This window comes from Streptomyces sp. NBC_00572, from assembly GCF_026341815.1.
GTDB lineage: Bacteria > Actinomycetota > Actinomycetes > Streptomycetales > Streptomycetaceae > Streptomyces.
The window spans coordinates 4,624,830-4,649,896 of sequence record NZ_JAPENX010000001.1 but is presented as its reverse complement, the minus strand read 5'-3'; the positions used below and the strand labels follow the sequence as shown (position 1 = coordinate 4,649,896).

Sequence of the window (25,067 nt, the reverse complement as noted above, 5' to 3'; positions counted from 1 at the left end):
CCGAATCAGGGGGCGGGGGCCCGGGGCTGTGTCCGGGGGATGCGGTGGGTGAAGAAGAGCGCCGTGACGGACGCGCCGGCCAGGATCGCGAGGGCTGCCTTCAGGCCGTCGAGCCGGGCAGCCTCGTTCGCGTCCAGGGCGGCCGTGGCCACCTCCTCGTCGGTGCCCGCCTCGTCGAGGGCGGTCGTCAGCTGGGCGTCGGAGAGGAACGGGACGCCGCTCTGCAGCTCGACGACGGCCTGGCTCTTGACCTCGGCCGGGATCGCGTCGTTCCGCTCCACGGCGCCCAGGAACGACGACGTGAGCGCGGCGATCATCAGCGAACCCGCGAGCGCCGTGCCCATGGACGAGCCGAGGTTGGTGACGGCGTTCTGGATCCCTCCGACCTCCGCGCTCTCCCGGTCCGGGACCGCGGACACTGTGACCGATCCGAGCTGGGACGCCAGCGCCCCCATCCCGAGTCCGATCAGCAGCAGCGGGAGGGTGACGATCTCCGCTCCGGCCTCCGCGTCCAGCGCGGCCATCAGGACGACCGCACCGGCGAGCAGCGCCACCACCCCGAGCCGTACCACCCGCCGCGGCGAGACGTCGGGGAGGAAGCGCGGGATCAGGACCGCGGCGGCCAGCAGCGTCAGCGAGAGCGGCAGGATCCGCGCGCCGGTCTGCAGCGCGGACAGGCCCAGGGCCACGGACAGGTAGAGCGGGACGACGAAGAAGACGCCCATCTGCACGAGGTACTGGAAGAAGAACATCGTCAGACCGCCGGTGAGCTGCTTGTTCTGCAGCATCGCCGGGTGGATGAGCGGCTCCTTGCCGCGCTTGACGAGCCGGGCCTCCCAGCGGAGGAACAGATACAGCAGGAGCAGGCCCGCCATCATCAGCCATACGGTCAGCGACACCCCGAGCCATGCGGGCGCGTCGGGCTTCGGCTGGACCCAGCCCCATTCGTCCGAGCGGAGCACGCCGTAGACGAAGACCCCGAGCCCGGCGGCGGACAGGACGGCGCCCACGAGATCGATGCGCGGGCGTTGTTCGTCGACGGTGTCGGCGATGCGGCGGGCGAACACCAGGATGACGAGCACCACCAGGACCTCGCCGGCGAAGACCCAGCGCCAGGAGAAGTACGTCGTGGCGACACCGCCGATGAGCGGCCCGAGCCCGATCGCCACGGCGCCCGCCGCTGCCACGATGCCGTACGCCGCGGCGCGGCCTTCGGTGGGGAAGTTGCCCGCCACCAGCGCCACGATCGACGGCAGGATGAGCGCCGCCCCGATGCCTTCGAGGAACGACCAGCCGAACAGCAGCACGGGCAGGTTCGGCGCGAGCGCCGTGGTCAGCGAGCCGCAGCCGTAGATCACGCAGCCGATCATGAACGCGCGCCTGCGGCCGATCAGCACCCCGACCTTGCCCCCGGGGATCATGAACATCGCCATCACCAGCGTGTAGGCGGTGATCGCGCCCTGGATCCCGGTCACCGTCGTGCCCACGTCGTCGGCCACGGTCGCGATCGCGACGTTCATGACGGAGCTGTCGAGGGCCATCAGGAACTGGCCCGCCGCGAGCGTCAGCAGGACGGTACGTGCCCCTGCGGGTGCGCCGCCGGCGCCTGCCTTGGATGCCATGACCGAATTGTGCCCACATATGACTCTTTCGGCTCGGCGACCACGCTCACACGCGTAAGGGCCCGCCACCCCCGGAGGGTGACGGGCCCTTACGACACGGACGTACGGATCAGGCCGAACCGACGAAGATCACGAACAGCAGCCACACGACCGGCGCGGTCGGCAGCAGCGAGTCCAGCCGGTCCATGATCCCGCCATGGCCCGGAAGCAGCGTGCCCATGTCCTTGATGCCCAGGTCCCGCTTGATCATCGACTCGCCGAGGTCGCCGAGCGTCGCACTCGCCGCCACCGCGAGACCCAGCAGCAGACCCTGCCACCAGGTGCCGTCGTCGATCATGAACTCCATGCACAGCGCACCCGCCCCCATCGCGAAGGCCACCGCACCGAACAGACCCTCACGGGTCTTCCCGGGGCTGATCCTCGGCGCCAGCTTGTGCTTGCCGAAGCGCCAGCCGATCGCGTACGCACCCGTGTCGCTGACCACCGTCAGCACCAGGAACGTCAGCACCCGCTGCGGACCGTCCTCGGCGGTGAGCATCATGGCCACGAACGTCGCCAGGAACGGCACGTAGAACGCCGCGAACACACCCGCCGTGACGTCCTTCAGATAGCCCTCGGGAGGCTCCGTCATCCGCCACACGAGCACGGCGAGCGCCGTCAGCGCCATCGCCACCCAGGCACCCTCGGCACCCCGGACGTAACCGGCGACGACCATCGCCGCGCCGCCGACCGCGAGCGGAACCAGCGGAGCCTTGATCGCCTTGCGCTCCTGGAGGCGCGAGGTCAGCTCCCAGAGCCCGACCACCACGGCGACCGTGATCACCCCGACGAACGCGGGCTTCCAGATGAACAGCGAGGCGATGATGACGGCGCCGAGACCTACCCCGACCCCTATGGCCGCGCCCAGGTCACGCCCCGCGCTCTTCTTCTGCCGGGGCGCCGTCGGCGCGGGCGGCGGAGGCGGGGTGGGGCTGGGCATGGGCTCCTGCGGGTGCTCGTGCGGCGTCTCGTCACGGAACAGGGGACCGCTCGGGTGAGCGGCCCCCCGGCCGTAACCGTCCTGGAATCCGCCGGCGGGAACGTCGGGCACGATGGGCATGGGCCGAGTCTGCGCCGCCTGATGCCGATCGTATGCGGGACCCGCCGGTGCGGGACCCTGGTCGGGTCCCCCACGGCCGGAACCGGCCGGGGCACCCCAGGAAGAGTCGTTCATCAGACCTCGAGCAGCTCGGCTTCCTTGTGCTTGAGCAGCTCGTCCACCTGCGAGACGTACTTCGCGGTGGTGTCGTCGAGCTCCTTCTCGGCGCGGCGGCCCTCGTCCTCGCCGACCTCGCCGTCCTTGACGAGCTTGTCGATGGTCTCCTTGGCCTTGCGGCGGACCGAGCGGATCGAGATCTTCGAGTCCTCGGCCTTGCTCTTGGCGACCTTGATGTACTCGCGGCGGCGCTCCTCCGTCAGCTCGGGGAACACCACCCGGATGATGTTGCCGTCGTTGCTCGGGTTGACGCCGAGGTCCGAGTCACGGATGGCCTGCTCGATGTTGCGCAGCGCGCTCTTGTCGAACGGGGTCACCACGGCCATCCGAGGCTCCGGGACGGAGAAGGACGCCAGCTGGTTGATGGGGGTGATGGCACCGTAGTAGTCCGCCACGATCTTGTTGAACATCGCCGGGTGCGCACGGCCGGTGCGGATCGCGGCGAAGTCCTCCTTGGCGACCACGACGGCCTTCTCCATCTTCTCCTCGGCCTCGAGGAGGGTCTCTTCGATCACCACATGCTCCTGCGTGTCGTCGCGTTGTGTCCTGCACGGTGTACGACCGGCAGGGCTCTGTCCATCCCCTTGCGGGGCGGTTCCCCGGTTCGGGTCAGGCCCGGGTGCCCTGGTCGCTCACGAGCGTGCCGATCTTCTCACCCTTCACCGCACGAGCGATATTGCCCTCGGTGAGGAGTTCGAAGACGAGGATCGGGAGGTTGTTGTCCCGGCACAGGGTGATGGCGGTGGCGTCGGCGACCTTGAGGTCGCGGGAGATCACCTCGCTGTACTCCAGTGCGTCGAACTTGACCGCGTCGGGGTTGGCCTTCGGGTCGGAGTCGTAGACGCCGTCCACGCCGTTCTTGCCCATCAGCAGGGCCTCGGCGTCGATCTCCAGGGCACGCTGAGCGGCGGTGGTGTCCGTGGAGAAGTACGGCATGCCCATGCCCGCACCGAAGATGACCACACGGCCCTTCTCCAGGTGGCGCACGGCGCGCAGCGGAATGTACGGCTCGGCGACCTGGCCCATGGTGATGGCGGTCTGGACGCGGGAGTCGATGCCTTCCTTCTCCAGGAAGTCCTGGAGGGCGAGGCAGTTCATCACGGTGCCGAGCATGCCCATGTAGTCGGAGCGGGCCCGGTCCATGCCGCGCTGCTGGAGCTCGGCGCCACGGAAGAAGTTGCCGCCGCCGATCACCACCGCGATCTCCGCGCCGTCGCGGACGACGGCTGCGATTTCACGCGCGATGGCGTGCACGACATTGGGGTCGACACCCAGGCCCGTACCGCCGGAGAAGGCTTCTCCGGACAGCTTCAGCATGTAGCGGCCGGCCTTGCTGCCGTTGTTGTCGTCGCCCTGTACGGCGCCCTGGTTCATGGAGATCTCCTCGTGCACATACGAAGGAGGCCATTGCCTTGGGTCCTCGCGGTTTCCCGTATGGCAATGGCCTCCTCGTCAGATCTGCGGTCGTCCTGCGCGTACGCGGACGACTGCCTCAGACCCTATCGGGGTCCGGTGTCCGTCGCGTTCGCGTACGGACTCAGATGCCGACCTTGATGCGGGTGAAGCGCTTCAGGGTGACACCGGCCTCGTCCAGGATCTGCTGGACGGACTTCTTGTTGTCAAGGGCGTACGGCTGACCGAGCAGCGTCGCGTCCTTGAAGAAGCCGTTCACGCGACCCTCGACGATCTTCGGGAGCGCGGCCTCGGGCTTGCCCTCGGCGCGGGTGGTCTCCTCGGCGACGCGACGCTCGGTCTCGACGACCTCGGCCGGAACGTCCTCACGGGTGAGGTACTTCGGCGCGAAGGCGGCGATGTGCTGGGCGACACCCTTGGCGACGGCGGCGTCGGCCTTGTCGAACTCGACGAGGACACCGATCTGCGGCGGGAGGTCCGGCATCGTGCGGTGCATGTACGCGTAGACGAAGCCGTCCGTGTACTGCGCGAAGCGGTCGAGGACGATCTTCTCGCCGAGGTTGGCGTTGGCCTCGTCGACGAACGCCTGCACGGTCTTGCCGGCCTCGATCTCGGAGGCGAGCAGCGCCTCCAGGTCGGCCGGGGAGGTGGCGGCGACGTGGGCGGCGAGCTGGTCGGCGACGGCCTGGAACTTGTCACCCTTGGCGACGAAGTCCGTCTCGCACTTCAGCTCGACGAGGACACCGGAGGTGTTGTCGTCGGCGATGAGGGAGACCACGGCGCCGTTCTCGGCGGAGCGGCCCTCACGCTTGGCGACACCCTTCTGGCCCTTGATGCGCAGGGCCTCTACGGCCTTGTCGACGTCGCCGTCGGCCTCGTCCAGGGCCTTCTTGCAGTCCATCATGCCGGCGCCGGTGAGCTCGCGGAGCTTCTTGACGTCAGCGGCGGTGTAGTTCGCCATGAGTCTGTTTCTCTCTCGAAGTCTGAAAGATCGGGCGGGTCCACGGGTGGACGGCGGGGGCTTCGTGGGCCCCCGCCGTCCTCACCCGAAGGTCCTGAAGGGTCAGGCCTGCTCGGCGTCCGCGGCCGGAGCCTCGGTGACAGCCTCGACGGTCTCGACGGCCTCGGCCACCTCGGTGGTCTCGGCGGCGGCGACCTCGGCGGTCTCGGCGGAGGTCTGGACCTCGGCGTCGTCGGCCTTCTTCTCGCCCTCGAGCAGGTCGCGCTCCCACTCGGCGAGGGGCTCGCCGGCGGCCTTCTCGCCCGGCTTCGAGTCGCCGGTCGCGGCGCCGGAGCGGGCGATGAGGCCCTCGGCGACGGCGTCGGCGATCACGCGGGTGAGCAGGGTGACGGAGCGGATCGCGTCGTCGTTGCCCGGGATCTTGTAGTCGACCTCGTCGGGGTCACAGTTGGTGTCGAGGATCGCGACGACCGGGATCTTCAGCTTGCGAGCCTCGCCGACGGCGATGTGCTCCTTCTTGGTGTCCACGATCCAGACGGCGCTGGGAACCTTGGACATCTCGCGGATACCGCCGAGGGTCTTCTCCAGCTTGGCCTTCTCGCGCGAGAGCACGAGAAGCTCCTTCTTGGTGAGACCCGACGCCGCGACGTCCTCGAAGTCGATCTGCTCAAGCTCCTTGAGGCGCTGCAGACGCTTGTAGACGGTCGAGAAGTTGGTGAGCATGCCACCGAGCCAACGCTGGTTGACGTACGGCATGCCGACACGCGTCGCCTGCTCGGCGATGGCCTCCTGGGCCTGCTTCTTCGTACCGACGAACATGATGGAGCCGCCGTGCGCGACGGTCTCCTTGACGAACTCGTAGGCGCGGTCGATGTACGACAGCGACTGGAGCAGGTCGATGATGTAGATGCCGTTGCGCTCGGTGAAGATGAAGCGCTTCATCTTCGGGTTCCAGCGACGGGTCTGGTGACCGAAGTGGACGCCGCTCTCCAGCAGCTCCCGCATCGTGACGACGGCCATGGCCATCTCCTTGGGTTTCTCGGTTGTGTTCCTGACGCCCCGAACGCGCCATGCCCGCGAGGGACCGAAAGGCGCTGCCACGACCGGCGAGGGCAGTGGCGGGGCGTGCGAAGTCGACCCGGTGACCCGGGTCGCCATAGGAAGTGTACGGGACCCCGGGAGCAGCGGGTGACGGCGCTGTCCACAACCCGCGAGTAGTCCACAGATCCCGTCCGCGACCCCCGCGCACCGGACGGCCCGGGAAACCTTGCCCCATGCACGTCACACACCTCACCGCATTGATCCTGGCCCTCGGCCTGCTGTGGCCGGTGGGCCCGCCGCCCCCGGAGATCCTCCGCGGCTGGCAGCCCCCACCGGGCCCGTACGCCGCCGGCCACCGCGGCGTCGACCTCGCCGCCCCACCGGGCACCCAGGTCCTGGCCCCCATCGACGGGACCGTCACTTTCGCGGGCCCCGTCGGCGGCCGCGGGGCCCTCACCCTCACCCTCCCGGCTACGGGCACTCCCCCACTCCGCACCACCTTCACCCCCGTGACCCCCCTGGTGACCACCGGCACCCGGGTCCGCGCAGGCACCCCGATCGCCCGGGTCACCCCCGGCACCCACTGCCCGAGGAACTGCCTCCACTGGGGCCTCCTCAGGGGCGACCAGTACCTGAACCCCCTGCTCCTGACGAAACGCGTCCCGGCACGCCTACTGCCGGTCGAGGACTGACGGGACGGGCAGGCGCACGGGAGCACGGCCAGGCGGAGGGGTGTGCGTGGCGGGCGGGGGCGGGGTGGGTGGGGAGGGGGAGGGGGGAGGCCCCTCCCCCGGGCGATCAGGTCGCGGTGCCGTTGACGCCGTAGAGGGCCATCGTGACCGCCGCCTCCGCGATGTCCGCCGGATTCTCGGCCGCGCCGAGTTCGATGCGGCGGACGGCGGCGTCGACGACGCCCTGGAGGAGCATGGCGCCGAGGCGGGGCTGGGGCTGGCCGAGGGCGGCGAGGGCTTCGACGATCATGGCGACGAGGCCGCCGTGGGCCGCGCGGATCTTTTCGCGGGCGCCGTCGTCGAGCTCGCTCGCCGAGATGGTGACGACCGCGCGGTGCCGGCGGTCACCGACCAGCTCCAGCTGCTTGCGGACGTAGGCCTCGACCTTGCCCTGGGGGGTGTCCGCGCTGTCCATGGCGAACTCGACCTCGGCTGCCCAGACGGGGAAGTCGACGGCGCACAGCTCCTCGACCACGGCCGCGCGCGATCGGAAGTACTCGTATACCGAGGAGCGGGCGAGGCCCGTGCGCTCGGCGAGTGCGGGGAAGGTCAGCGCCTCCGTACCGCCCTCGGACAGCAGGGAACGCGCGGCGTCCAGGAGGGCGCCGCGCTGCATCGTCCGGTGCTCGGCCACCGAGGCCGCTCGAATCCTGGGCACGGCTCCACTGTACGACCGGCTCGCGCGGGTTCAGCGTCCGACGTCGGCCAGCTTGGCCCGGAGCTGGAGGACGGACTTGGTGTGGATCTGGCTTACGCGGCTCTCGGTGACGCCGAGGACGTGGCCGATCTCGGCGAGGGTGAGGCCCTCGTAGTAGTAGAGGGTGACGACGGTCTTCTCGCGCTCGGGGAGTGTGTTGATGGCGCGGGCGAGCAGTCGGCGCAGCTCGCGGTCCTCGGCGACCTCGACGGGGTTGTCGGCGGCGGTGTCCTCGAGGGTGTCCATCAGGGAGAGGCGGTCGCCGCCCTCTCCGCCGACGTGCAGCAGCTCTTCGAGGGCGACGACGTTCGCCAGGGACAACTGGCTGAAAACCGCGTGTAGTTCCTCCAGCGTGATCTCCATCTCCGTGGCGACCTCGGTCTCGGAGGGGGTGCGCCGGAGCTGGGCTTCGAGGGTGGCGTACGCGCGCTCGACGTTGCGTGCCTTCTGGCGGACGGAGCGCGGGATCCAGTCGAGGGCGCGGAGTTCGTCGATCATGGCGCCGCGGATGCGGGTGATGGCGTACGTCTCGAATTTGATGGCGCGCTCGACGTCGAACTTCTCGATGGCGTCGATGAGGCCGAAGACGCCGGAGGAGACGAAGTCGGCCTGTTCGACGTTGGACGGCAGCCCGACGCTGACTCGGCCGGCGACGTATTTGACGAGCGGTGAGTAGTGCAGGATCAGCTGTTCGCGCAGCCGCTCGTCGCCCGTGTCCTTGTACGACCGCCACAGTTCGTCGAGGGAGGTCGGTGCGGGTGGTCGCACGGTGCCCCGGGCTGCTGGGGGCACCGCAGCGCGGTCAGACCCGGAGGTGTGCTGGGGCATGCGTTGCCTTGAGCCGTTCTGCTGTCGGGTGTGTCGATGGAGGCGTCCTGGACGGAATCCTGGTGAGCGTAGCGTGAGTGCGCGGTCGCGGTGCGCGAACATCGGCGGATCGCGCCGGTCCGGGTGGACGCCGTCGGCCACATCTTCGAACCCGGGCCGTGGCGCGTGTCGGCCCCTCGGGTGCGGCCGAGAGAACTCGATTGTTCATCGCCTTCACCCTTTCACCCGAATGCTCCAGGTCAAGTACCGCCTCGCCGCGCGTTCGACGTCGGCGTTGTCCTGTTCGTCAACTGCCAGCCTTCTCCGTGTCGTTCGACGAAGCCGAGGGAGTGGAGTTCGTACAGCTTGACGAGGGTGTCGTCGGGGGTGGTTCCGGCGCGACGGGCGATGACGGTGGTGGGGGTGGGGCCTCGGGCGGGGATCGCTTCGAGGATGTGTGCCGTGGCGGGGGCGAGGAGGTCGCGAGGAAGTACGGGTCCTCGGCGCGCCGGGGCGAGCTGACCCATGTCGCCGACGAGTTCGATGATCTCGTCGGCGTCGCTGACGAGGGTGGCGTCGCCCCGGAGGAGTTCATGGACACCGGCGGAGAGTGCGCTGGTGACGGGGCCGGGGACGCCCATGGTGTGGCGGCCGAGGCGGGCGGCTGCGCGGGCGGTGACGAGGGAGCCGCTGCGGTGCTGGGCTTCGATGACGACGGTGCCTCGGGTGAGGGCGGCGATGACGCGGTTGCGGAGGATGAAGCGGCTGGGGGTGGGGTGGGTGTCGGGTGGCAGTTCCCCGACGACGAGGCCTTGTTGGGCGACGCGTCGGATGAGTTGGTCGTGGCCTCGGGGGTAGGGGGTGTCGACGCCGCAGGCGAGGACGGCGACGGTGGCTCCGCCTGCGGCGAGTGCGCCGCGGTGGGCGGCGCCGTCGATGCCGTAGGCGGCTCCGGAGACGACGACCCAGCCGTGGCGGGCGAGGCCGGTGGCGAGGTCGGCGGCGGTGTGGGCGCCGTAGGGGGTGCAGGCGCGGGCGCCGACGAGTGCGACGGAGCGGAGGGCCCAGGTGCGCAGGTCGGCGGGGCCTCTGACCCAGAGGCCGAGGGGGCGGGCGTCTGCGAGGTCGTCGAGTTGTCGGGGCCATTCGGTGTCGCCGGGGATGAGGAAGCGGCCGCCCAGGTCGTGGATGGTGGCGAGGTCGCGGGTGGGTTCGGCGGCGGTGGCGCGGAGTCGCCAGGAGGCGACGCGTTTCTGTCCGGTGCCGGGGAAGGGGTCGTCTGCGGCGGTGGATCCGGCGTCGCCGAGGAGTCGGTCGAGGAAGCCCTTGGCTCCGTAGCGGTGGAGCCAGCGGCCTGCGTGTTCGTCGCCGGGTTCGACGGCGCGGCTGAGTGCGGCGCGTGCGAGTCGTTCGTCCGTGGAGGTGGGGGTGGGGGTGGTCATGCGCGGTGTCCCGCTCCGACGGGCACTCCGCGGGCGATGCCGGTGCGCAGTTCGAGGGCGAGGGCGATGTCCTCGCTGTCGGGGCGGTCGTGTCCGGCGAGGTCGGCGGCGGTCCAGGCGACGCGGAGTACGCGGTCGAGGCCGCGGGCGGTGAGGAGTCCGCGTTCGATGTCGCGTTCGGCGGTGGCGAGGGCTCCGGGGGCGGCGAGGTAGCGGGTACGGAGTTCGTGGCCGGGGATTTCGCTGTTGACGTTCCAGGGGGTGTCGGCGAGGCGTGCGGCGGTGCGGGCGCGTGCTTCGCGGACGCGTTCGGCGACGGCCGCGGTGGTTTCGCCGCGGCCGCCCTGGCCGAGGAGGTCGGCGCGGGTGACGGGTTCGACTTCGACGCGGAGGTCGACGCGGTCGAGGAGGGGTCCGGAGAGGCGTGCCTGGTAGCGGCGGACGAGGGCGGCCGGGCATTCGCAGCCGGCGCCGTGCAGGGTGTGTCGTCCGCAGGGGCAGGGGTTGGCGGCGAGGGCGAGGAGGAAGCGGGCGGGGAGGCGTACGACTCCGGCGGCGCGGGCGATGACGACGTGTCCGGATTCGAGGGGTTGGCGGAGGGCGTCGAGGGCTTTCCCTGAGAATTCGGGTGCTTCGTCGAGGAAGAGGATGCCGCGGTGGGCGAGGGAGACGGCGCCGGGCCTGGGGAGGCCGTTTCCGCCTCCGACGAGGGACTGCATGGTGGCGGAGTGGTGGGGCGCGCAGTAGGGGGCGCGGCGGACGAGGGGTTCGCCGGGCGGGAGGATGCCGGCGACGGAGTGGACGGCGGTGACTTCGAGGGATTCCTGTCGGGTGAGGGGCGGGAGGATGCCGGGGAGGCGTTCGGCCAGCATGGTTTTTCCTGCGCCGGGTGGGCCGGAGAGCAGGAGGTGGTGGCTGCCCGCGGCGGCGATTTCGAGGGCGCGGCGGGCGCGGTGCTGGCCGGCGACGTCGGCGAGGTCGGGGCCTTCGGTGGGGTCGGTGGGGTCGGGGCTGAGTCCGGTGCCGATGCCGGCGCCGGGGATGAGGAGTCCGGCGAGCATGGCGTCGGGTCGGCCGGCTTCGGTGGGTTCTTCTTCGGGGACGGGTTCGTCGGTGAGGACGGCGATGAGTTGGCGGAGGCTGCGGACGCCGAGGACGGAGACTCCGGGGACGAGGGCGGCTTCGCCTGCGGTCTGTTCGGGGACGACGACCTGGCGGTATCCGGCGTCGGCGGCGGCGAGGACGGCGGGGAGGATGCCGCGGACGGGGCGGACGCGTCCGTCGAGGCCCAGTTCGCCGATGAGGACGAGGTCGGCGATGGCGCGGGGGTCGATGCGTTCGGCGGCGCCGAGTACGGCCGCGGCGACGGCGAGGTCGAATCCGGAGCCGCCTTTGGGGACGGATGCGGGGCTGAGGCCGACGGTGAGTTTCTTCTGGGGCCATTCGGCGCCGGAGTTGACGACGGCGGCGCGGACCCGGTCGCGGCTCTCGGTGAGGCTCTTGTCGGGGAGGCCGACGAGGGTGAAGGCGGCGACGCCGGGTTCGAGGTCGGCCTGGACCTCGACGACGACGCCTTCGACTCCGACGAGGGCGACGGAGCAGGTGCGGGCGAATCCCATCTCAGGCCACCCCCTGGGCGTGGGTGATGACGGGGGCGCCCTTGCGGGGCAGGACGATGCCGACGAGGTCGATGCGGACGCCGCCGAGGGGGGCGGGGGTGTCGTTGCGGTCGAGCCAGCAGGCGGCGAGGCGGCGGAGCCGGTCGGCCTTGCGGGGTGTGACGGCGGCCATCGGGTGTTCGTACGCGCCGTGGCGTCGGGTCTTGACCTCGCAGATGACGAGGGTGTCGCCGTGGCGGGCGACGATGTCGATCTCGCCTGTGCGGCCGCAGCGCCAGTTGCGGGCGAGGATGTGCATGCCGGTCGCGGTGAGCAGGCGGGTGGCGAGCTCTTCTCCGTACCGTCCGAGTGCTTGGGTCTTGTTCATGCGGTACCACCTCCGTCACCGACTGTGACGGAGTGGGGTGGATCGCGTGTGGCGCTGTGGACGGCCGGGGGGTTGTGGAGAACCGCCTCACTCGTGGGGGTGAGGCGGGGTGCGGGGCTCTCAGCTGCCGGGGAGTTCGAGGTCGCTCTTGTTGAGCTCCTCGATGTTCACGTCCTTGAAGGTGAGGACGCGGACCTGCTTGACGAACCTGGCCGGTCTGTACATGTCCCAGACCCAGGCATCGGCCATGCTGACCTCGAAGAAGACCTCACCCTGGACCGAGTGCACCTGCATCTCGTAGTCATTGGTGAGGTAGAAGCGCCGCTCGGTCTCGATCACGTATTTGAACAGCCCGACGACATCGCGGTACTCCCGGTAGAGCTTCAGCTCCATCTCGGTCTCGTACTTCTCGAGGTCCTCGGCGCTCATGGCATGTTCCCCTTCAGCCGTGCGTCCCCCTATTGTGCGCCAGGCGGACGCGCCCCTAAACGATTTCCGGGGCGAGAACCACCGGAGCACTCGGAGGTCCCTCGTCGAGCAGTGTGCGGAGCAGCTCGGCGAGTCTGGTCGGGTACACCGTCTCATGGGCTGCCGACAGTTCGGCGGAGGTCCACCATCTCAGGCCCGCGAGGCTGCGGTTCTCCAGCTCGGTGAGGGCCTGGGGCCGGGGGGTGGCCTCGGTCTTGCGGGTGCGGGCGAGGTAGTACCACTCGTCCTGGTCCCAGCGTCGCCCGTCGAAGGGGAAGGAGCAGTACCGCGTCCAGAGGACCGGTCCGAGGTCGACGTCGGTGATGCCGGTCTCCTCGGCGAGCTCGCGCAGTGCCGCCTCCTGCCGGCTCTCGTCGCCCTCCAGGCCGCCGCCGGGGGTGAACCACCAGGTCTGCTCCGGGTGGTCGGGCTCGTAGCCGTGCATGAGGAGGACGCGGTCGTCGGCGTCGAGCAGTACGACCCGGGCGACCCGCCGCGGCTCGGGCGACGCGTCGGCCTTCGGTTCCGTACGTTGCGCGTCGGCCTTGGAATCCGTAAGCCGCACGTCGGCCTTCGGTTCCGTACCTGCCGCGGTCCGCTCGTCGGAGTCCGTCATGCGTCCACCTTCTCCCGGGTCCCGGGGGCGGTGCCCGACGGCCGACGCTTCGTGGTCCGGCGGGCCACCGGTCCGTACGCGCCGCCGACCAGGACCAGTACGGCTCCGGCCGCGATCGCGATGAGGAGGGGGCGTACGGGCCCGGGCTCGGAGATGCCGCCCGGAAGTCCCGCGAAGCCCGTCGGCCGCTCCAGGAGGCCCTTGGCGGGCCAGACGATGGCGTCGACCCTGCCGACGACGTACGAGCGGGGTACGGAGCCCTGTCCGGCGTCCTCGATGTGCGAACGGGAGTCGAGCGAGGTGAACCGGTCGTCGCCGAGGAGGAAGAGGTTGTCGGCCGGGACGGTGACGGAGAAGTCCGTGCGGGAGGCGACGGTCCGGCCCCCCGGTCCCGGGCTCAGGTAGGGCTCCTCGACGGGCTTGCCGTTGACGGTGAGGCGTCCGTCGCGGTCGCAGCAGGCGACGGTGTCGCCGCCGACGGCGGCGACCCGCTTGACCATGGGCGAGCCGCCCCAGAGCGGGTCGGTGAAGACGACGACGTCTCCGCGCCGCACCTCGTCACCGTCGACGCGCTGGGCGAGGATCTTGGATCCGACGTCGATGGTGGGGGTCATGGAGTCGGTGGGGACGGAGTACGGCTGGTAGAGCAGGGCTCCCCAGACGAAGCCGCCGAGGAAGAGCACACAGCCGACGGCCACGGCCAGCCCCGACAGCGTGCTGCCGAGGCGGCCGTGGCCGCCCTTGGTCCGTATGTTTCCGCTCATGTCGGGCACCCCGTAGGTCTGTCGGCGGACCGCTGGTCTGTCGACGGCCCGGGACGGCACCCTACCCGCGGGTCGCTACTCGGCGGTATGCCGTGCGGCGACCTTCTTCCGGCGCCACAGGACCAGCGGGAGCGCTCCGGCGAGACCGGCCGCGCCGAGGGGGGCGGCGGCCATGGCCTTGTTGAGCGCGGGGTTGTCGAAGATGTCGGGCACCGGGAGGGTGGCCCAGCGGGTGACGGGCCAGGCGATCACGACCGCGCGGCCGACGACCTCGTCGTTGGAGACGGTTCCGCCACCGGGGAGCTGCTGGTGGAAGCGGGAGTCCAGGGAGTTCTGCCGGTTGTCGCCCATGACCCAGATGCGGTTCTCGGGGACCTTGATCGGGCCGAAGGAGTCCTGGCAGGGGACGGAGCCTGGGTAGAGGTACGAGGTCTCGTCCAGGGCGACGCCGTTGAGGATGACCTTGCCGCCCTCCTTGCAGGACACGGTGTCGCCGCCGACGGCGATGACGCGCTTGATGAGGTCCTTCTCCTCGGCGGACGGCATGAGGCCGATGAAGCTGAGGAACTTCTGGACGACGTTGGGCGTGGGGGTGGTCTGGCCTTCGAGCCAGCCGCCCGGGTCGTGGAAGACGACGACTTCGCCGCGCTCGGGCTCGGAGCCGAACCAGGGGGTCAGCTTGTCGACGAGAACCCGGTCTCCTCGCTGGAGGGTGTTCATCATCGATTCCGAGGGAATCGAGAACGCCTGCACCAGGAAGGTCTTGATCAGCAGGGCGAGTACGAGCGCGATGCCGACGAGGAGGGGCAGTTCCTTCCAGAAGGAACGCTGCTTCTTGGGGGCCCGGCCGGAGCCGCCCGCCGCGTCGTCGTCCCCGTCGTCCGGCGTGCCGCCGCCCGGCGGCTGCGTCTGCCCGTCACCCGTCACGTCGTCACCCGTCGCATCATCGCCGAAGGCCCCGTCGGCCCTCTTGTCGGGCTCATCGTGTCCGGATCGTGCGCCGACGGCCAAATCCCCCACATCCACTCCTCAGTCCGTGCGATCGCCTGCCCCGGAACAGGGACAGGCCCACCACTCCCATAACGAGCAGAAGTTCCGCAGGGGTCGGGAGCCCGGGGAATCCGTTCAGATTCCGCTGGGACACACTATGCGACAGACCGAGCGCGGAGTCGGAACTCGTACTGGTGTCCGGCACGGCGGCGAAGGTCTCCCGTTCCTCCAGGCCTCGCCAGTGTCCGATGGGCCAGGCGATCACCACGGCCCGCCCCACGACCTGCTCCTCGGAGACGGTTCCGTGGTCCTTCTCGTCGAGGTGGAAGCGGGAGTCGGCCGAGTCGGAGCGGTGGTCGCCGAGGACGAAGATCCGGCCCTGCGGGACCTTCACCTCGAAGGGGATGGTGGACGGCTGGTTCCCCGGGTGCAGGTACGGCTCGTTCAGGGGTACGCCGTTGACGGTGATCCGCCCGTCCTTGCCGCAGCAGCGGACGGTGTCGCCCCCGACGGCGACGACCCGCTTGATGAGGTCGCGGTCGTCGGCGGAGGGCAGCAGGCCGATGAAGGTGAGGAACTGCTTGGCCTGCTTGATGCCGACGGGGTCGTCGTCGGCCGGCGCGGCCTCCTGCTGGAGCCAGTTGCCGGGGTCCTTGAAGACGACGACGTCGCCGCGCTGCGGCCGGGAGCCGAACCAGGGCGTCAGCTTGTCGACGAGGACCCGGTCGGAGATCCGGATCGTCTGTTCCATGGAGCCGGACGGGATCACGAACGCCTGGACCAGGAAGGTCTTCAGTACGAGCGCGATGAGGACCGCCACCGTGACCAGGATGGGGATCTCGCGGATCGCGGAGCGCTGCCTGCGCCGTTTGACCTTGCGGGCGATTCTGCGCCGCTCGGCCCGGCCGGGCAGCGGTGCGGCCTCGCCGGGTCCCTGGGCGGAGGCGCGTCCGGTGCCGCCGGGCGGCCGTCCCCGGCTACCCATGGGGCCCCGCCCCGTGTCCGGCGGCCGGCGCGGCCGGTACGGCGTCGAAGGCGTCGGTCTCCTGGACCGTGGACCAGCGGCCGAAGGGCCAGACGATCCAGTCGGCGCGTCCGACGACCTTGTCGACGGGGACCATGCCGCCGCCGGGGCTGCCGAGATGGTCGCGGGAGTCGCTGGACTGGCTGCGGTGGTCGCCCATGACCCAGAGCTTGTCCTGCGGGACGACGATGTCGAAGGGCACGCTGGAGGGCTGGTCGCCGGGCATCAGGTACCGCTCCCGGGCGGAGACGCCGTTGACGGTGAGCCGGCCGTCCTTGTCGCAGCAGACCACCCGGTCGCCGCCGATGCCGACGACCCGCTTCACGAAGTCGGTCTCGTCGGGTTCGGCCAGCCCGAGGGCGGCCGCGCCGTCGTGCAGGAGCCCGGTGACGGGATTGTCCTTCGGCTGTTCCCGTACGAAGGATCCGGTGCCGTCGAAGACGACGACGTCGCCCCGGCCCGGCTCGCTGCCGAAACGGTACGCCAGCTTGTCGACCAGGATCCGGTCGCCGACCTGCAGGGTCGGTTCCATGGAGCCGCTGGGGATCAGGAAGGGCTGCATGACGAAGTGGCTCAGGAGCAGCATGAACGCCACGCAGGCGCCGCCCACGAGGGCCGTGCGCCGCCAGGAGGGCGCACTCCTCACGTCCGCGGGCGAATCGCTCTCACCCTCGGGCGTGCTCCTCGCGTCCTCGGGGGTGCTCCCCGTACTTCTCGCGTCCTCGGAAACGCGCGCGGAGCGCGACCCGTCCTCCGTGTCGGAAGAGGGGTCGCGCTCCGTGTGCTGTGCTTCGGTGTCCATCGGTGGCAGAGCCTATCCGGACTGCCTGTGCGAGGGCTCGGAAGCGTGGAGCGTGCCGGGAGCCGAAGCTCAGCGGTCGCGCTTCTCCTTGATCTTGGCGGCCTTGCCGCGCAGCTCACGCAGGTAGTAGAGCTTGGCGCGACGGACGTCACCGCGGGTCACGAGCTCGATCTTCTCGAAGATCGGGCTGTTCACCGGGAAGGTGCGCTCGACGCCGACGGAGAACGAGACCTTGCGGACCGTGAAGGTCTCGCTGACGCCCGAACCCTGGCGGCGGATGACGACGCCCTTGAACTGCTGGATACGCGAGCGGCTGCCTTCGATGACGCGCACGTGGACGTTCACGGTGTCGCCGGGGCGGAAGGCGGGGAGGTCCGAGCGGAGCGAACCCGCGTTGACCTGGTCGAGCAGGGAGGCCATGGAGGTCTCTTTCCTCGCTGATGCCACAGGTCATCAGCGGTGCGTTCGAAGATGATGTTTCGGAGCGTCGTCCGTTTCTGGCGGCATCGTTCCCCCTGTGGCAGGGGCGTGCGCCGGACGGACGACAGCGGCCTATTCTTCCACGCCGTCGACCCTGCGCCAAAATCGGCCGCCGGGCTCGGGCGCCCACCCCATCATGGAGAGGATCTCGCGGTCCTTCTTGTCGAAGGCGGCCGGGTCACAGCGTTCGATGAGATCCGGCCGGTTGACGGCGGTGCGCCGGAAGGCCTCGTCGCGTCGCCAGCGGGCGATCTTGCCGTGGTGCCCGCTGAGGAGGACGTCGGGGATGCCCCGGCCGCGCCACTCGGGGGGCTTGGTGTAGACGGGGCCTTCCAGGAGGTTGGCCATGGCGCCGGGGGCGAAGGAGTCGTCCCGGTGGGACTCGGCGTTGCCGAGGACGCCGGGCAGGAGGCGGGCGACGGCCTCGGTGACGACGAGGACGGCGGCCTCGCCGCCGGCCAGGACGTAGTCGCCGATGGAGACCTCGTAGACGGGCATCCGGGTCGCGTACTCGTCCATGACGCGACGGTCGATGCCCTCGTAGCGGGCCGGGGTGAAGATCAGCCAGGGCCGCTCGGACAGCTCGACGGCCAGCTCCTGGGTGAAGGGGCGGCCGCTGGGGGTGGGGACGACGAGGACGGGGCCGTGGGCGCCGCCCTCGTAGCCGTCGGCGAGCGTCTGGTCGAGCGCGTCGCCCCAGGGGTCGGTCTTCATGACCATGCCGGGGCCGCCGCCGTACGGGGTGTCGTCGACCGTGTTGTGCCGGTCGTACGTCCAGTCCCGCAGGTCGTGGACGTGGACGTCGAGCTGTCCGCGGGCGCGTGCCTTGCCGACGAGGGAGACGTTCAGCGGTTCGAGGTACTCGGGGAAGATCGTGACGACGTCGAGCCTCATGCCTTCGCCTCGCCGGGCTTCTCGGCGGACTCCTCGGCGGACTCTTCGTCGGAGTCCTCGCGGGAGGAGACGATCTCGGCGCGGTCGTCGATCAGGCCGGGCGGCGGGTCGATGACGGCCCGCTGCTCCTCCAGGTCGATCTCGGTGACGATCGACTCGACGAACGGGATCATCAGCTCGGTGCCGTCGGGACACTCGACGATGAAGAGGTCCTGGGACGGCAGGTGGGAGATCTCGGTGATGCGGCCGATCTCGGTGCCGTCGGCGAGGACGACGTCCAGGTCCATGAGCTGGTGGTCGTAGTACTCGTCCTCCTCCTCGGGCATCTCCGTGGGGTCGACCTCGGCGATGAGGAGGATGTTGCGCAGGGCTTCGGCGCCGTTGCGGTCGCGGACGCCCTCGAAGCGCAGCAACAGCCGGCCGCTGTGCACCCGGCCGGTCTCGATGGTCAGCGGCCCGGCGGAGGCCGGGTCGGTGAGCAGTACGGCACCGGGGCCGAGCCTGAGTTCGGGCTCGTCCGTGCGCACCTCGACGGTGACCTCGCCCTTGATCCCGTGGGCGCGGCCGATCCGCGCGACTACCAACTGCACTGCTCCACACTCTCCTGTCACACGCTCGTACGACACAAACGACAACGGGCCGGGGTGGGCTCGTAAGCCCTCCCCGGCCCGTGCCGGCACAACTAAGGTGATGCTGCCGGCCTGCTCAGCGGACCTGGTCCACGTCGACGAGGTCGACCCGGATGCCACGGCCGCCGATGGCGCCCACGACGGTTCGCAGCGCACGCGCGGTGCGGCCGTTGCGGCCGATCACCTTGCCGAGGTCGTCGGGGTGGACCCGGACCTCCAGCACGCGGCCACGGCGCAGGGTGCGCGAGGCGACCTGCACGTCGTCGGGGTTGTCGACGATGCCCTTCACGAGGTGCTCGAGAGCCTCCTCGAGCATGATCAGGCCTCGGTCGACTCGGTGGACGCGGCCTCGGCCTCGTCCGCCTTCTTGTCGGCCTTCTTGGCCTTCGGGGTGATGGCCTCACCCTTGGCCTCGTCGCCCTCGAGGGCCTTCGCGAACTCGTCGAACGAGGCGCGCTTGGCTTCCTTGGTCGCCGGGACGAGCAGGGCCTTCTCGGGGGCCGGGAGGCCCTTGGCCTTCTGCCAGTCGCCGGTGAGCTTCAGGATGGCGAGAACCGGCTCGGTCGGCTGGGCGCCGACGGACAGCCAGTACTGCGCACGCTCGGAGTCGACCTCGATACGCGACGGGTTGTACGTCGGGTGGTAGAGGCCGATCTCCTCGATCGCGCGACCATCCCGACGGGTGCGGGAGTCGGCGACGACGATGCGGTAGTGGGGCTGGCGGATCTTGCCGAGGCGCTTGAGCTTGATCTTGACTGCCACTGGAGTGGTGTCTCCTGGTCTTGACGTGGTTGGGCACTTTGAGATGCCACGTGGGGTTGCGGTACTCGGATGCCCGATGGACGCGTCAGCCGGAGGAGAGAGGGGTCCTGTGCGACTGTCGAGTACAGCTAGCCATTGTGCCACACACCGCGAGGTCAGCTCGCGGCGCCCACGGTCTCCGGGATGCGGAAGGGCTTGCCGCAGCCGCCGCAGACGATCGGGGCCTGAGCGAGGACCGATGGCACCACGCGTACGTTGCGTCCGCAGTCGCAGACGGCCTTGACGCGGACGCCGCCGCCCGAGGAGCCGTGCCGGGCGGCCGGTCCGCGGAAGGAGCGCTTGGTGTCGGCCGCGGTGGCGACCGTGTGGGCCTTGAGGGCGCGCTGGAGCCGCTCGATGGTGGGGCGGTAGCGCCGCCGCGCCTCGGGGTTGAGCGTGACCAGGGAGAAGCCGCTGCTGGCGTGTGGCTCCTCGGGGTGGTCGAGGCCCATCTCCTCGGCGATCGCGAGGAATCTGCGGTTGTGGTAGCGGCCGGCTCGGGAGGTGTCGCGGACACCCCGGGCGGCGGCGATGCCGTGGACTGCCTCGTGGAGCAGTCGTTCGAAGGAGAGCTCGGCGCCGCAGGCGGACGAGGACTCTCCGATCAGGGACTCGGGCGCGGCAAGATCGGGCAGCTCGGGGTGGTGCCGCTGAATGTCGGCCCACGCCTGTGCCAGCTCTGCGGCGAGAACAGGTGGTGTCGTGCTCACGTCGCGTACAACGAGCCGAAGTGCCCCCGGGTTCCATTCCGGGGCATCCCAAATATTTTGCACGTACCCGTCAGTTGCCGTTGATGTGTCGTGACGAGGGCCCAGTGCGCCGATCTGCGGAGAAGTCACGCAGGGGACGTCAAGCTGGTGCGTAGTGGCGCATACGCCCCGGCGCGTATGCGTCGTGCGCGCGCCTCTGGGGGAACGGCTCCCCGTTCGGACCGGGAAGTGTTGCAGGGACATTACCGGGTCGGCGCGCCCGCTCGCCCACGCACCCCTCCCCCGGGCGAATCGGTGCGGCGCGAGCACTGGACGCGGCCCGGGATGCGCAGTTCCCTGACTACGGGGGGTTGTCGTCCGAGCACGGATTGGGGCACTTTTCCATGACACCTACGCTCGTCCCGCACCACCCCGCGCGTGACTGGGCCGAGATCCAGGAACGGATGCTCGTCCCGCTCTACGAGGCGGTGTACGACCGCCTCGGTGTGGGCACCGGGACCCGGGTTCTGGGCCTCCGCTGCGGCTCCGGCCTGGCGCTTCTCATGGCGGCGGCGCGAGGCGCCCGGGTGGCAGGCGTGGACCGGGACCACGCGCGCGTGGAGCTGGCCAGGGAGCGGCTCCCCGAGGACGTGCCGGTCACGGAGGAGCCCGTGGAGGGTGCCTCGTACGACGTGATCACGGCCTTCCACACGACGGACGCGCTGCTGCCGGAGCTGGCGGCGCTCACTCGTACGGCCCAACCGGGGACGACGGTCGTGCTCGCCGGATGGGGGCCGCCGGAGCGGTGTGCCACGGAGCCGGTGCTGCGGGTCGCGGAGCGACTCGCGGACCGTCGGCCGGGCCTCCGGACGGATCTGGACGGGCTGGTGGCGGGGGCGGGGCTGCGGCCGGCCGGTTCGGGGCGGGTGGCCTGCCCCTTCGGGTACGCGAACGAGGGCAGCGCGGTGCGGGGCCTGCTGTCGACGGGCGCGTTCGACGAGGCCGTACGGGCGACGGAGCTCTCCCAGGTGGAGAAGGAGATCGAGGAGGCGCTCGCCCCGCATGTGCGCGCGGACGGCACGGTGTGGATGCCGAACGTGTTCCGGTACGTGATCGCCCGGGTGTCGTAGAAGCCGTCGCGGAAGCCCGGCTCAGGAGGCCTGCGCCGGGTGGTGTCGTGGAGGCGGGGCCCGGGAGGTCTGCGCCGGGCGGTGCCGTGGAAGCCCGGCCCGGGAGCGCCGCGTGCGGCGGGCTCAGTCCTCCTTGGCCGCGCGCGTGATGCCCGCCGCGCGGTAGGCGGCCGCTTCTTCCAGGGTCTCGTTCTCCAGGAGCGCGGCGGCCAGTGCGTCCAGTTGGTCGCGGTGGTCGCGGAGCTGGCGTACGGCGCTCTCGTAGCACTCGTCGACGATGCGGCGCATCTCCGCGTCGACGGTGTCGAGGGTCGAGGGGGCCGCCGAGAGGCCGTACGCCTGCTGGGCGTCGCTCGGGATGGCGGTCAGGCGGCCGACGCGTTCGCTCATGCCCCAGCGTCCGGCCATGCCCCGGGCGATGTTGGTGACCTGTTCGAGGTCGCTCTCGGCGCCGGTGGTGATCACGCCGAAGACGACCTGTTCGGCGGCCATGCCGCCGAGGGCGCCGATGATCCGGCCGCGCAGGTAGTCCTCGGTGTAGGCGTACTTGTCGGAGTCGGGGGTGGAGAGGGTGACGCCGAGGGCGCGGCCGCGCGGCACGATGGTGATCTTGCGGACCGGGTCGGCGCCGGGCTGGAGCATGCCGAGGAGGGCGTGGCCGCTCTCGTGGTAGGCGGTGCGGCGGCGTTCCTCGGCTGGCATCACGAGCGGGCGTTCCGCGCCGAGCTGGACCTTCTCCAGGGCGTCGGACAGGTCGGACTGGGTGACGGCCTTCTGCTCGCGCTTGACCGCGAGGAGGGCGGCCTCGTTGGCGAGGTTGGCGAGTTCGGCGCCGGTCATGCCCGGGGTCGTCCGGGCCACGTGCTGCAGGTCGACGTCCTTGGCGAGCGGGATCTCCCGGGTGTGGATCTTGAGGATGGCTTCGCGGCCTCCTCGGTCGGGCGGGTTGACGTGCACGATCCGGTCGAAGCGGCCGGGCCGGGTGAGGGCGGGGTCGAGGACGTCGGCGCGGTTGGTGGCGGCGAGGACGATGACTCCTTCGGAGCCGGTGAAGCCGTCCATCTCGGTGAGGATCTGGTTGAGGGTCTGCTCGCGTTCGTCGTGGCCGCCCATGCCGGAGCCGCCGCCGCGGGCCCGGCCGATGGTGTCGATCTCGTCGATGAAGATGATCGCGGGGGCGACCTTGCGGGCCTCGGCGAACAGTTCGCGGACCCGGGAGGCGCCGACGCCCACGATCATCTCGATGAACTCGGACGCGGAAGCGGAGAAGAACGGCACTCCGGCCTCGCCGGCGACGGCGCGGGCGAGCAGGGTCTTTCCGGTGCCGGGCGGGCCGGCGAGGAGTACGCCGCGGGGCATCTTGGCACCCATCTCGCGGTAGGCGGCGGGGTTCTTGAGGAAGTCGACGACGTCGTTGAGCTCGCCCTCGACCTCGTCGATGCCTGCGACGTCGGCGAAGGTGGTGCGTTTGGCGCCGGCCTCCAGCTCGACGGGTTTGGGCGGGGCCTTGCGGCCGAGCATGCCGCCGGCGCCGCCCATGCCGGAGCTCATCCGGCGGGCGATGAACACCCACAGGACGACGAGCAGCAGCATCGGCGCGAGCGAGATGAGGAGGTTGGCGAGGAAGCTGCGTTCCTGGACGACCGGTTCGGCGGTGACGGTGACGTTCTGCTTGGTGAGTTGCGCCCACAGGTCGTCGTCGGCGAAGGCGGGGCGCTGGGTGGTGAACTTGGTGTAGTCGCCGTCGCCGTCGGGGACGGGTTGCTTGTTCTTCAGCTGCCCCTGGATCGCGTCGCCCTTGGAGTAGATCTTGGTGACGTTCCCGGCGGCGACCTGCTTGTCGAACTCGGTGTAGGAGATCGTCGGCCCGTCGCCCTCGTTGAAGAACGACAGGACGATGTTGGCCAGCAGGTACACGACGAGCGCGGTGAGGATGAGGCCGCCCCAGCCTCCCGGCATCCGCTTCTTCGGCGACGGGGGTGGCGGTGCCCCTTCCGAGCGCCAGGGCTGGTCGGTCCGGTCGCGCGGGGGGACGGGGTTGGCCACGTGGCTCTCCTCGGGGCGGCTGTGGCCCCAGTATCGAAGAGCGGGACGAACCCGGCATCGCGGGCGGTCCGGAGGGGTGAAAAGGGGCCCGGGGCGGTTTCGTACCGCCTCGGGCCCCTCTTCACCGTCCGATGGGTGTCAGCCCATGAACTTCTTGAACTCCTCCGGGAGCTCGAAGTCCTTCGGGGTCTGGCCCGGCGCCGGGAGGCCGAACGCACCGCCCTGCTGTGCCTGGTCGCGGCGCTCGGCTGCGGCCTGCTCGTCGGCCTTCCGCTTCATCGGGTTGCCGCTCTTGCGCTTGCCCTTGGCCTGCTTGATCTGCTTCTTCTGCCGGCCGGGGCCGCCGCCCATGCCGGGCATGCCCGGCATGCCGGGGAGGCCGCCGCCCTGGGCCATGCGGGACATCATCTTGCGGGCTTCGAAGAACCGCTCGACGAGGCCCTTGACGGCGCTGACCTCGACGCCGGAGCCCTTGGCGATACGGGCGCGGCGCGAGCCGTTGATGATGGTCGGGTCGTGGCGCTCGCCCGGGGTCATCGACTTGATGATGGCGGCCGTGCGGTCGACATCCTTCTCGTCGATGTTGGCGATCTGCTCCTTCATCTGGCCCATGCCCGGGAGCATGCCGAGGAGCTTGGAGATGGAGCCCATCTTGCGGACCTGCTCCATCTGCGCCAGGAAGTCGTCGAGCGTGAAGTCCTGGCCCTTCTTCGACGCGAGCTTCGAGGCCATCTTGGCGGCCTCTTCCTCGTCGAAGGTCTGCTGGGCCTTCTCGATGAGGGAGAGCATGTCGCCCATGCCGAGGATGCGGGACGCCATGCGGTCCGGGTGGAACGCGTCGAACTCGTCCAGCTTCTCGCCGTTGGAGGCGAACATGATCTGCTTGCCGGTGACGTGCGCGATGGAGAGCGCGGCACCACCGCGGGCGTCGCCGTCGAGCTTGGAGAGCACGACACCGTCGAAGCCGACGCCGTCGCGGAAGGCCTCGGCGGTGTTGACCGCGTCCTGACCGATCATGGCGTCGACGACGAAGAGGACCTCGTCGGGGCTGACGGCGTCGCGGATGTCCGCGGCCTGCTGCATCAGCTCCTGGTCGATGCCGAGGCGGCCGGCGGTGTCGACGATGACGACGTCGTACATCTTGGTCCGCGCGAACTCGATGGAGTCCTTCGCGACCTGGACCGGGTCACCGACGCCGTTGCCCGGCTGCGGGCCGTAGAAGGCCACGCCGGCGCGCTCGGCGACGACGCCGAGCTGGGTGACGGCGTTGGGGCGCTGGAGGTCGCAGGCGACGAGCAGCGGGGAGTGGCCCTGGCCCTTGAGCCAGAGGCCGAGCTTTCCGGCGAGGGTGGTCTTACCGGCACCCTGGAGACCGGCGAGCATGATCACGGTGGGGGCGGTCTTGGCGAACCGCAGGCGGCGGGTCTCGCCACCGAGGATGCCGACGAGCTCCTCGTTGACGATCTTGATGACCTGCTGGGCCGGGTTCAGGGCCTGCGAGACCTCGATGCCGAGGGCGCGCTCCTTGACCTGCTTGATGAAGGACCGGACGACCGGCAGGGCGACATCCGCTTCGAGCAGCGCGATACGGATTTCGCGCGCGGTGGCGTCGATGTCCGCCTCGGACAGACGGCCCTTGCCGCGGAGGTTCTTGAAGGTCGCTGCAAGGCGGTCGGAGAGGGTATCGAACACGGCGGTCGCGGATCCTCGGTGTCGGGGGCGGTCGGATTGCCCTCCAGGGTATCGGGCCGCTCGAAGTGTGTGCCCCCGCCCGCCGAA

At 70.3% G+C, this 25,067-nt stretch carries 27 protein-coding genes; 2 read left to right on the top strand and 25 right to left on the bottom strand.

Annotation, left to right across the window (positions count from 1 at the left end; translation table 11 throughout):
• Positions 1-5 precede the first annotated feature (5 nt).
• From OG514_RS21630 to rpsB, 6 genes are all read right to left on the bottom strand, one after another.
• Positions 6-1,622 carry an MFS transporter gene (locus tag OG514_RS21630; protein ID WP_266897196.1) on the bottom strand — a complete coding sequence of 539 codons (1,617 nt, stop codon included), beginning with the start codon at positions 1,620-1,622 and terminating at the stop codon, positions 6-8.
• Positions 1,623-1,731: 109 nt separating this feature from the next.
• Complete coding sequence (locus tag OG514_RS21625) at positions 1,732-2,835, bottom strand: phosphatidate cytidylyltransferase (RefSeq protein WP_266897194.1); 1,104 nt, start codon at positions 2,833-2,835, stop codon at positions 1,732-1,734.
• Complete coding sequence (gene frr / locus OG514_RS21620) at positions 2,835-3,392, bottom strand: ribosome recycling factor (RefSeq protein ID WP_055598433.1); 558 nt, start codon at positions 3,390-3,392, stop codon at positions 2,835-2,837. The genes OG514_RS21625 and frr overlap by 1 nt, the downstream gene beginning before the upstream one ends.
• A gap of 94 nt (positions 3,393-3,486) precedes the next feature.
• Positions 3,487-4,251: a UMP kinase gene (gene pyrH, locus OG514_RS21615; RefSeq protein WP_266897190.1), complete on the bottom strand. Its 765-nt coding sequence runs from the start codon at positions 4,249-4,251 to the stop codon at positions 3,487-3,489.
• Positions 4,252-4,414: 163 nt separating this feature from the next.
• Positions 4,415-5,251: a translation elongation factor Ts gene (tsf, locus tag OG514_RS21610; RefSeq protein WP_266897188.1), complete on the bottom strand. Its 837-nt coding sequence runs from the start codon at positions 5,249-5,251 to the stop codon at positions 4,415-4,417.
• Between the two features lie 102 nt (positions 5,252-5,353).
• A complete protein-coding gene (rpsB, locus tag OG514_RS21605) occupies positions 5,354-6,271 on the bottom strand; it encodes a 30S ribosomal protein S2 (protein WP_266897186.1) in 918 nt (305 codons plus the stop codon).
• Between the two features lie 254 nt (positions 6,272-6,525).
• Between rpsB and OG514_RS21600 the strand changes: the two genes are divergently transcribed.
• Positions 6,526-6,984 carry a murein hydrolase activator EnvC gene (locus tag OG514_RS21600; protein ID WP_266897184.1) on the top strand — a complete coding sequence of 153 codons (459 nt, stop codon included), beginning with the start codon at positions 6,526-6,528 and terminating at the stop codon, positions 6,982-6,984.
• Between the two features lie 106 nt (positions 6,985-7,090).
• On the opposite strand, the gene OG514_RS21595 is transcribed toward OG514_RS21600, so the two are convergent.
• The 17 genes from OG514_RS21595 to OG514_RS21515 form a co-directional block, all read right to left on the bottom strand.
• Positions 7,091-7,657, bottom strand: a complete 567-nt coding sequence (locus OG514_RS21595; RefSeq protein WP_266900915.1) for a TetR/AcrR family transcriptional regulator — start codon at positions 7,655-7,657, stop codon at positions 7,091-7,093.
• Between the two features lie 54 nt (positions 7,658-7,711).
• Positions 7,712-8,548, bottom strand: coding sequence for an RNA polymerase sigma factor WhiG (whiG, locus tag OG514_RS21590; protein WP_266897182.1), 837 nt, complete (start codon positions 8,546-8,548; stop codon positions 7,712-7,714).
• 239 nt (positions 8,549-8,787) lie between these two features.
• Positions 8,788-9,969: a DNA-processing protein DprA gene (gene dprA / locus OG514_RS21585; RefSeq protein ID WP_266897180.1), complete on the bottom strand. Its 1,182-nt coding sequence runs from the start codon at positions 9,967-9,969 to the stop codon at positions 8,788-8,790.
• The gene (locus OG514_RS21580; RefSeq protein ID WP_266897178.1) at positions 9,966-11,588 is read right to left on the bottom strand and encodes a YifB family Mg chelatase-like AAA ATPase; all 1,623 of its coding nucleotides are present in this window, start codon (positions 11,586-11,588) and stop codon (positions 9,966-9,968) included. The genes dprA and OG514_RS21580 overlap by 4 nt, the downstream gene beginning before the upstream one ends.
• A 1-nt stretch (position 11,589) precedes the next feature.
• The gene (locus tag OG514_RS21575; RefSeq protein ID WP_266897176.1) at positions 11,590-11,955 is read right to left on the bottom strand and encodes a YraN family protein; all 366 of its coding nucleotides are present in this window, start codon (positions 11,953-11,955) and stop codon (positions 11,590-11,592) included.
• Positions 11,956-12,075: 120 nt separating this feature from the next.
• On the bottom strand, positions 12,076-12,384 hold the full coding sequence (locus tag OG514_RS21570; protein WP_005311352.1) for a DUF2469 domain-containing protein: 309 nt from the start codon (positions 12,382-12,384) through the stop codon (positions 12,076-12,078).
• A 55-nt stretch (positions 12,385-12,439) separates the two neighbouring features.
• Positions 12,440-13,039, bottom strand: coding sequence for an NUDIX hydrolase (locus OG514_RS21565; protein WP_266897174.1), 600 nt, complete (start codon positions 13,037-13,039; stop codon positions 12,440-12,442).
• Positions 13,036-13,803 (bottom strand): signal peptidase I, encoded by a 768-nt coding sequence (gene lepB, locus OG514_RS21560; protein ID WP_266897172.1) that lies wholly within the window; start codon positions 13,801-13,803, stop codon positions 13,036-13,038. Before lepB (OG514_RS21560) ends, OG514_RS21565 begins: the two co-directional genes overlap by 4 nt.
• 75 nt (positions 13,804-13,878) lie before the next feature.
• Positions 13,879-14,814, bottom strand: a complete 936-nt coding sequence (gene lepB / locus OG514_RS21555) for a signal peptidase I (protein ID WP_266900914.1) — start codon at positions 14,812-14,814, stop codon at positions 13,879-13,881.
• Positions 14,783-15,778 carry a signal peptidase I gene (lepB, locus tag OG514_RS21550; RefSeq protein WP_266897170.1) on the bottom strand — a complete coding sequence of 332 codons (996 nt, stop codon included), beginning with the start codon at positions 15,776-15,778 and terminating at the stop codon, positions 14,783-14,785. The genes lepB (OG514_RS21555) and lepB (OG514_RS21550) overlap by 32 nt, the downstream gene beginning before the upstream one ends.
• Entirely contained in the window at positions 15,771-16,619 is an 849-nt protein-coding gene (gene lepB, locus OG514_RS21545) for a signal peptidase I (protein ID WP_266897168.1), read from the bottom strand. The genes lepB (OG514_RS21550) and lepB (OG514_RS21545) overlap by 8 nt, the downstream gene beginning before the upstream one ends.
• Before the next feature lie 69 nt (positions 16,620-16,688).
• Positions 16,689-17,039 carry a 50S ribosomal protein L19 gene (gene rplS, locus OG514_RS21540; RefSeq protein ID WP_053644504.1) on the bottom strand — a complete coding sequence of 117 codons (351 nt, stop codon included), beginning with the start codon at positions 17,037-17,039 and terminating at the stop codon, positions 16,689-16,691.
• Between the two features lie 132 nt (positions 17,040-17,171).
• Positions 17,172-17,993, bottom strand: coding sequence for a tRNA (guanosine(37)-N1)-methyltransferase TrmD (trmD, locus tag OG514_RS21535; protein WP_266897163.1), 822 nt, complete (start codon positions 17,991-17,993; stop codon positions 17,172-17,174).
• Positions 17,990-18,583, bottom strand: a complete 594-nt coding sequence (gene rimM / locus OG514_RS21530) for a ribosome maturation factor RimM (protein WP_266897161.1) — start codon at positions 18,581-18,583, stop codon at positions 17,990-17,992. Before rimM ends, trmD begins: the two co-directional genes overlap by 4 nt.
• 115 nt (positions 18,584-18,698) lie before the next feature.
• Positions 18,699-18,938 (bottom strand): RNA-binding protein, encoded by a 240-nt coding sequence (locus OG514_RS21525; RefSeq protein ID WP_003980229.1) that lies wholly within the window; start codon positions 18,936-18,938, stop codon positions 18,699-18,701.
• A gap of 2 nt (positions 18,939-18,940) precedes the next feature.
• Positions 18,941-19,384, bottom strand: a complete 444-nt coding sequence (gene rpsP / locus OG514_RS21520) for a 30S ribosomal protein S16 (RefSeq protein ID WP_187623038.1) — start codon at positions 19,382-19,384, stop codon at positions 18,941-18,943.
• 155 nt (positions 19,385-19,539) lie between these two features.
• On the bottom strand, positions 19,540-20,133 hold the full coding sequence (locus OG514_RS21515) for a hypothetical protein (protein ID WP_024755886.1): 594 nt from the start codon (positions 20,131-20,133) through the stop codon (positions 19,540-19,542).
• Positions 20,134-20,516: 383 nt separating this feature from the next.
• On the opposite strand from OG514_RS21515, the gene OG514_RS21510 reads away from it, so the two are divergent.
• Positions 20,517-21,242 carry a class I SAM-dependent methyltransferase gene (locus OG514_RS21510; RefSeq protein WP_266897152.1) on the top strand — a complete coding sequence of 242 codons (726 nt, stop codon included), beginning with the start codon at positions 20,517-20,519 and terminating at the stop codon, positions 21,240-21,242.
• 123 nt (positions 21,243-21,365) lie between these two features.
• Here the strand turns inward: OG514_RS21510 and ftsH are convergent, their stop codons facing one another.
• Positions 21,366-23,288: an ATP-dependent zinc metalloprotease FtsH gene (gene ftsH / locus OG514_RS21505; protein ID WP_266897150.1), complete on the bottom strand. Its 1,923-nt coding sequence runs from the start codon at positions 23,286-23,288 to the stop codon at positions 21,366-21,368.
• Positions 23,289-23,426: 138 nt separating this feature from the next.
• Positions 23,427-24,980, bottom strand: a complete 1,554-nt coding sequence (gene ffh / locus OG514_RS21500; protein ID WP_266897148.1) for a signal recognition particle protein — start codon at positions 24,978-24,980, stop codon at positions 23,427-23,429.
• Positions 24,981-25,067: the final 87 nt, after the last annotated feature.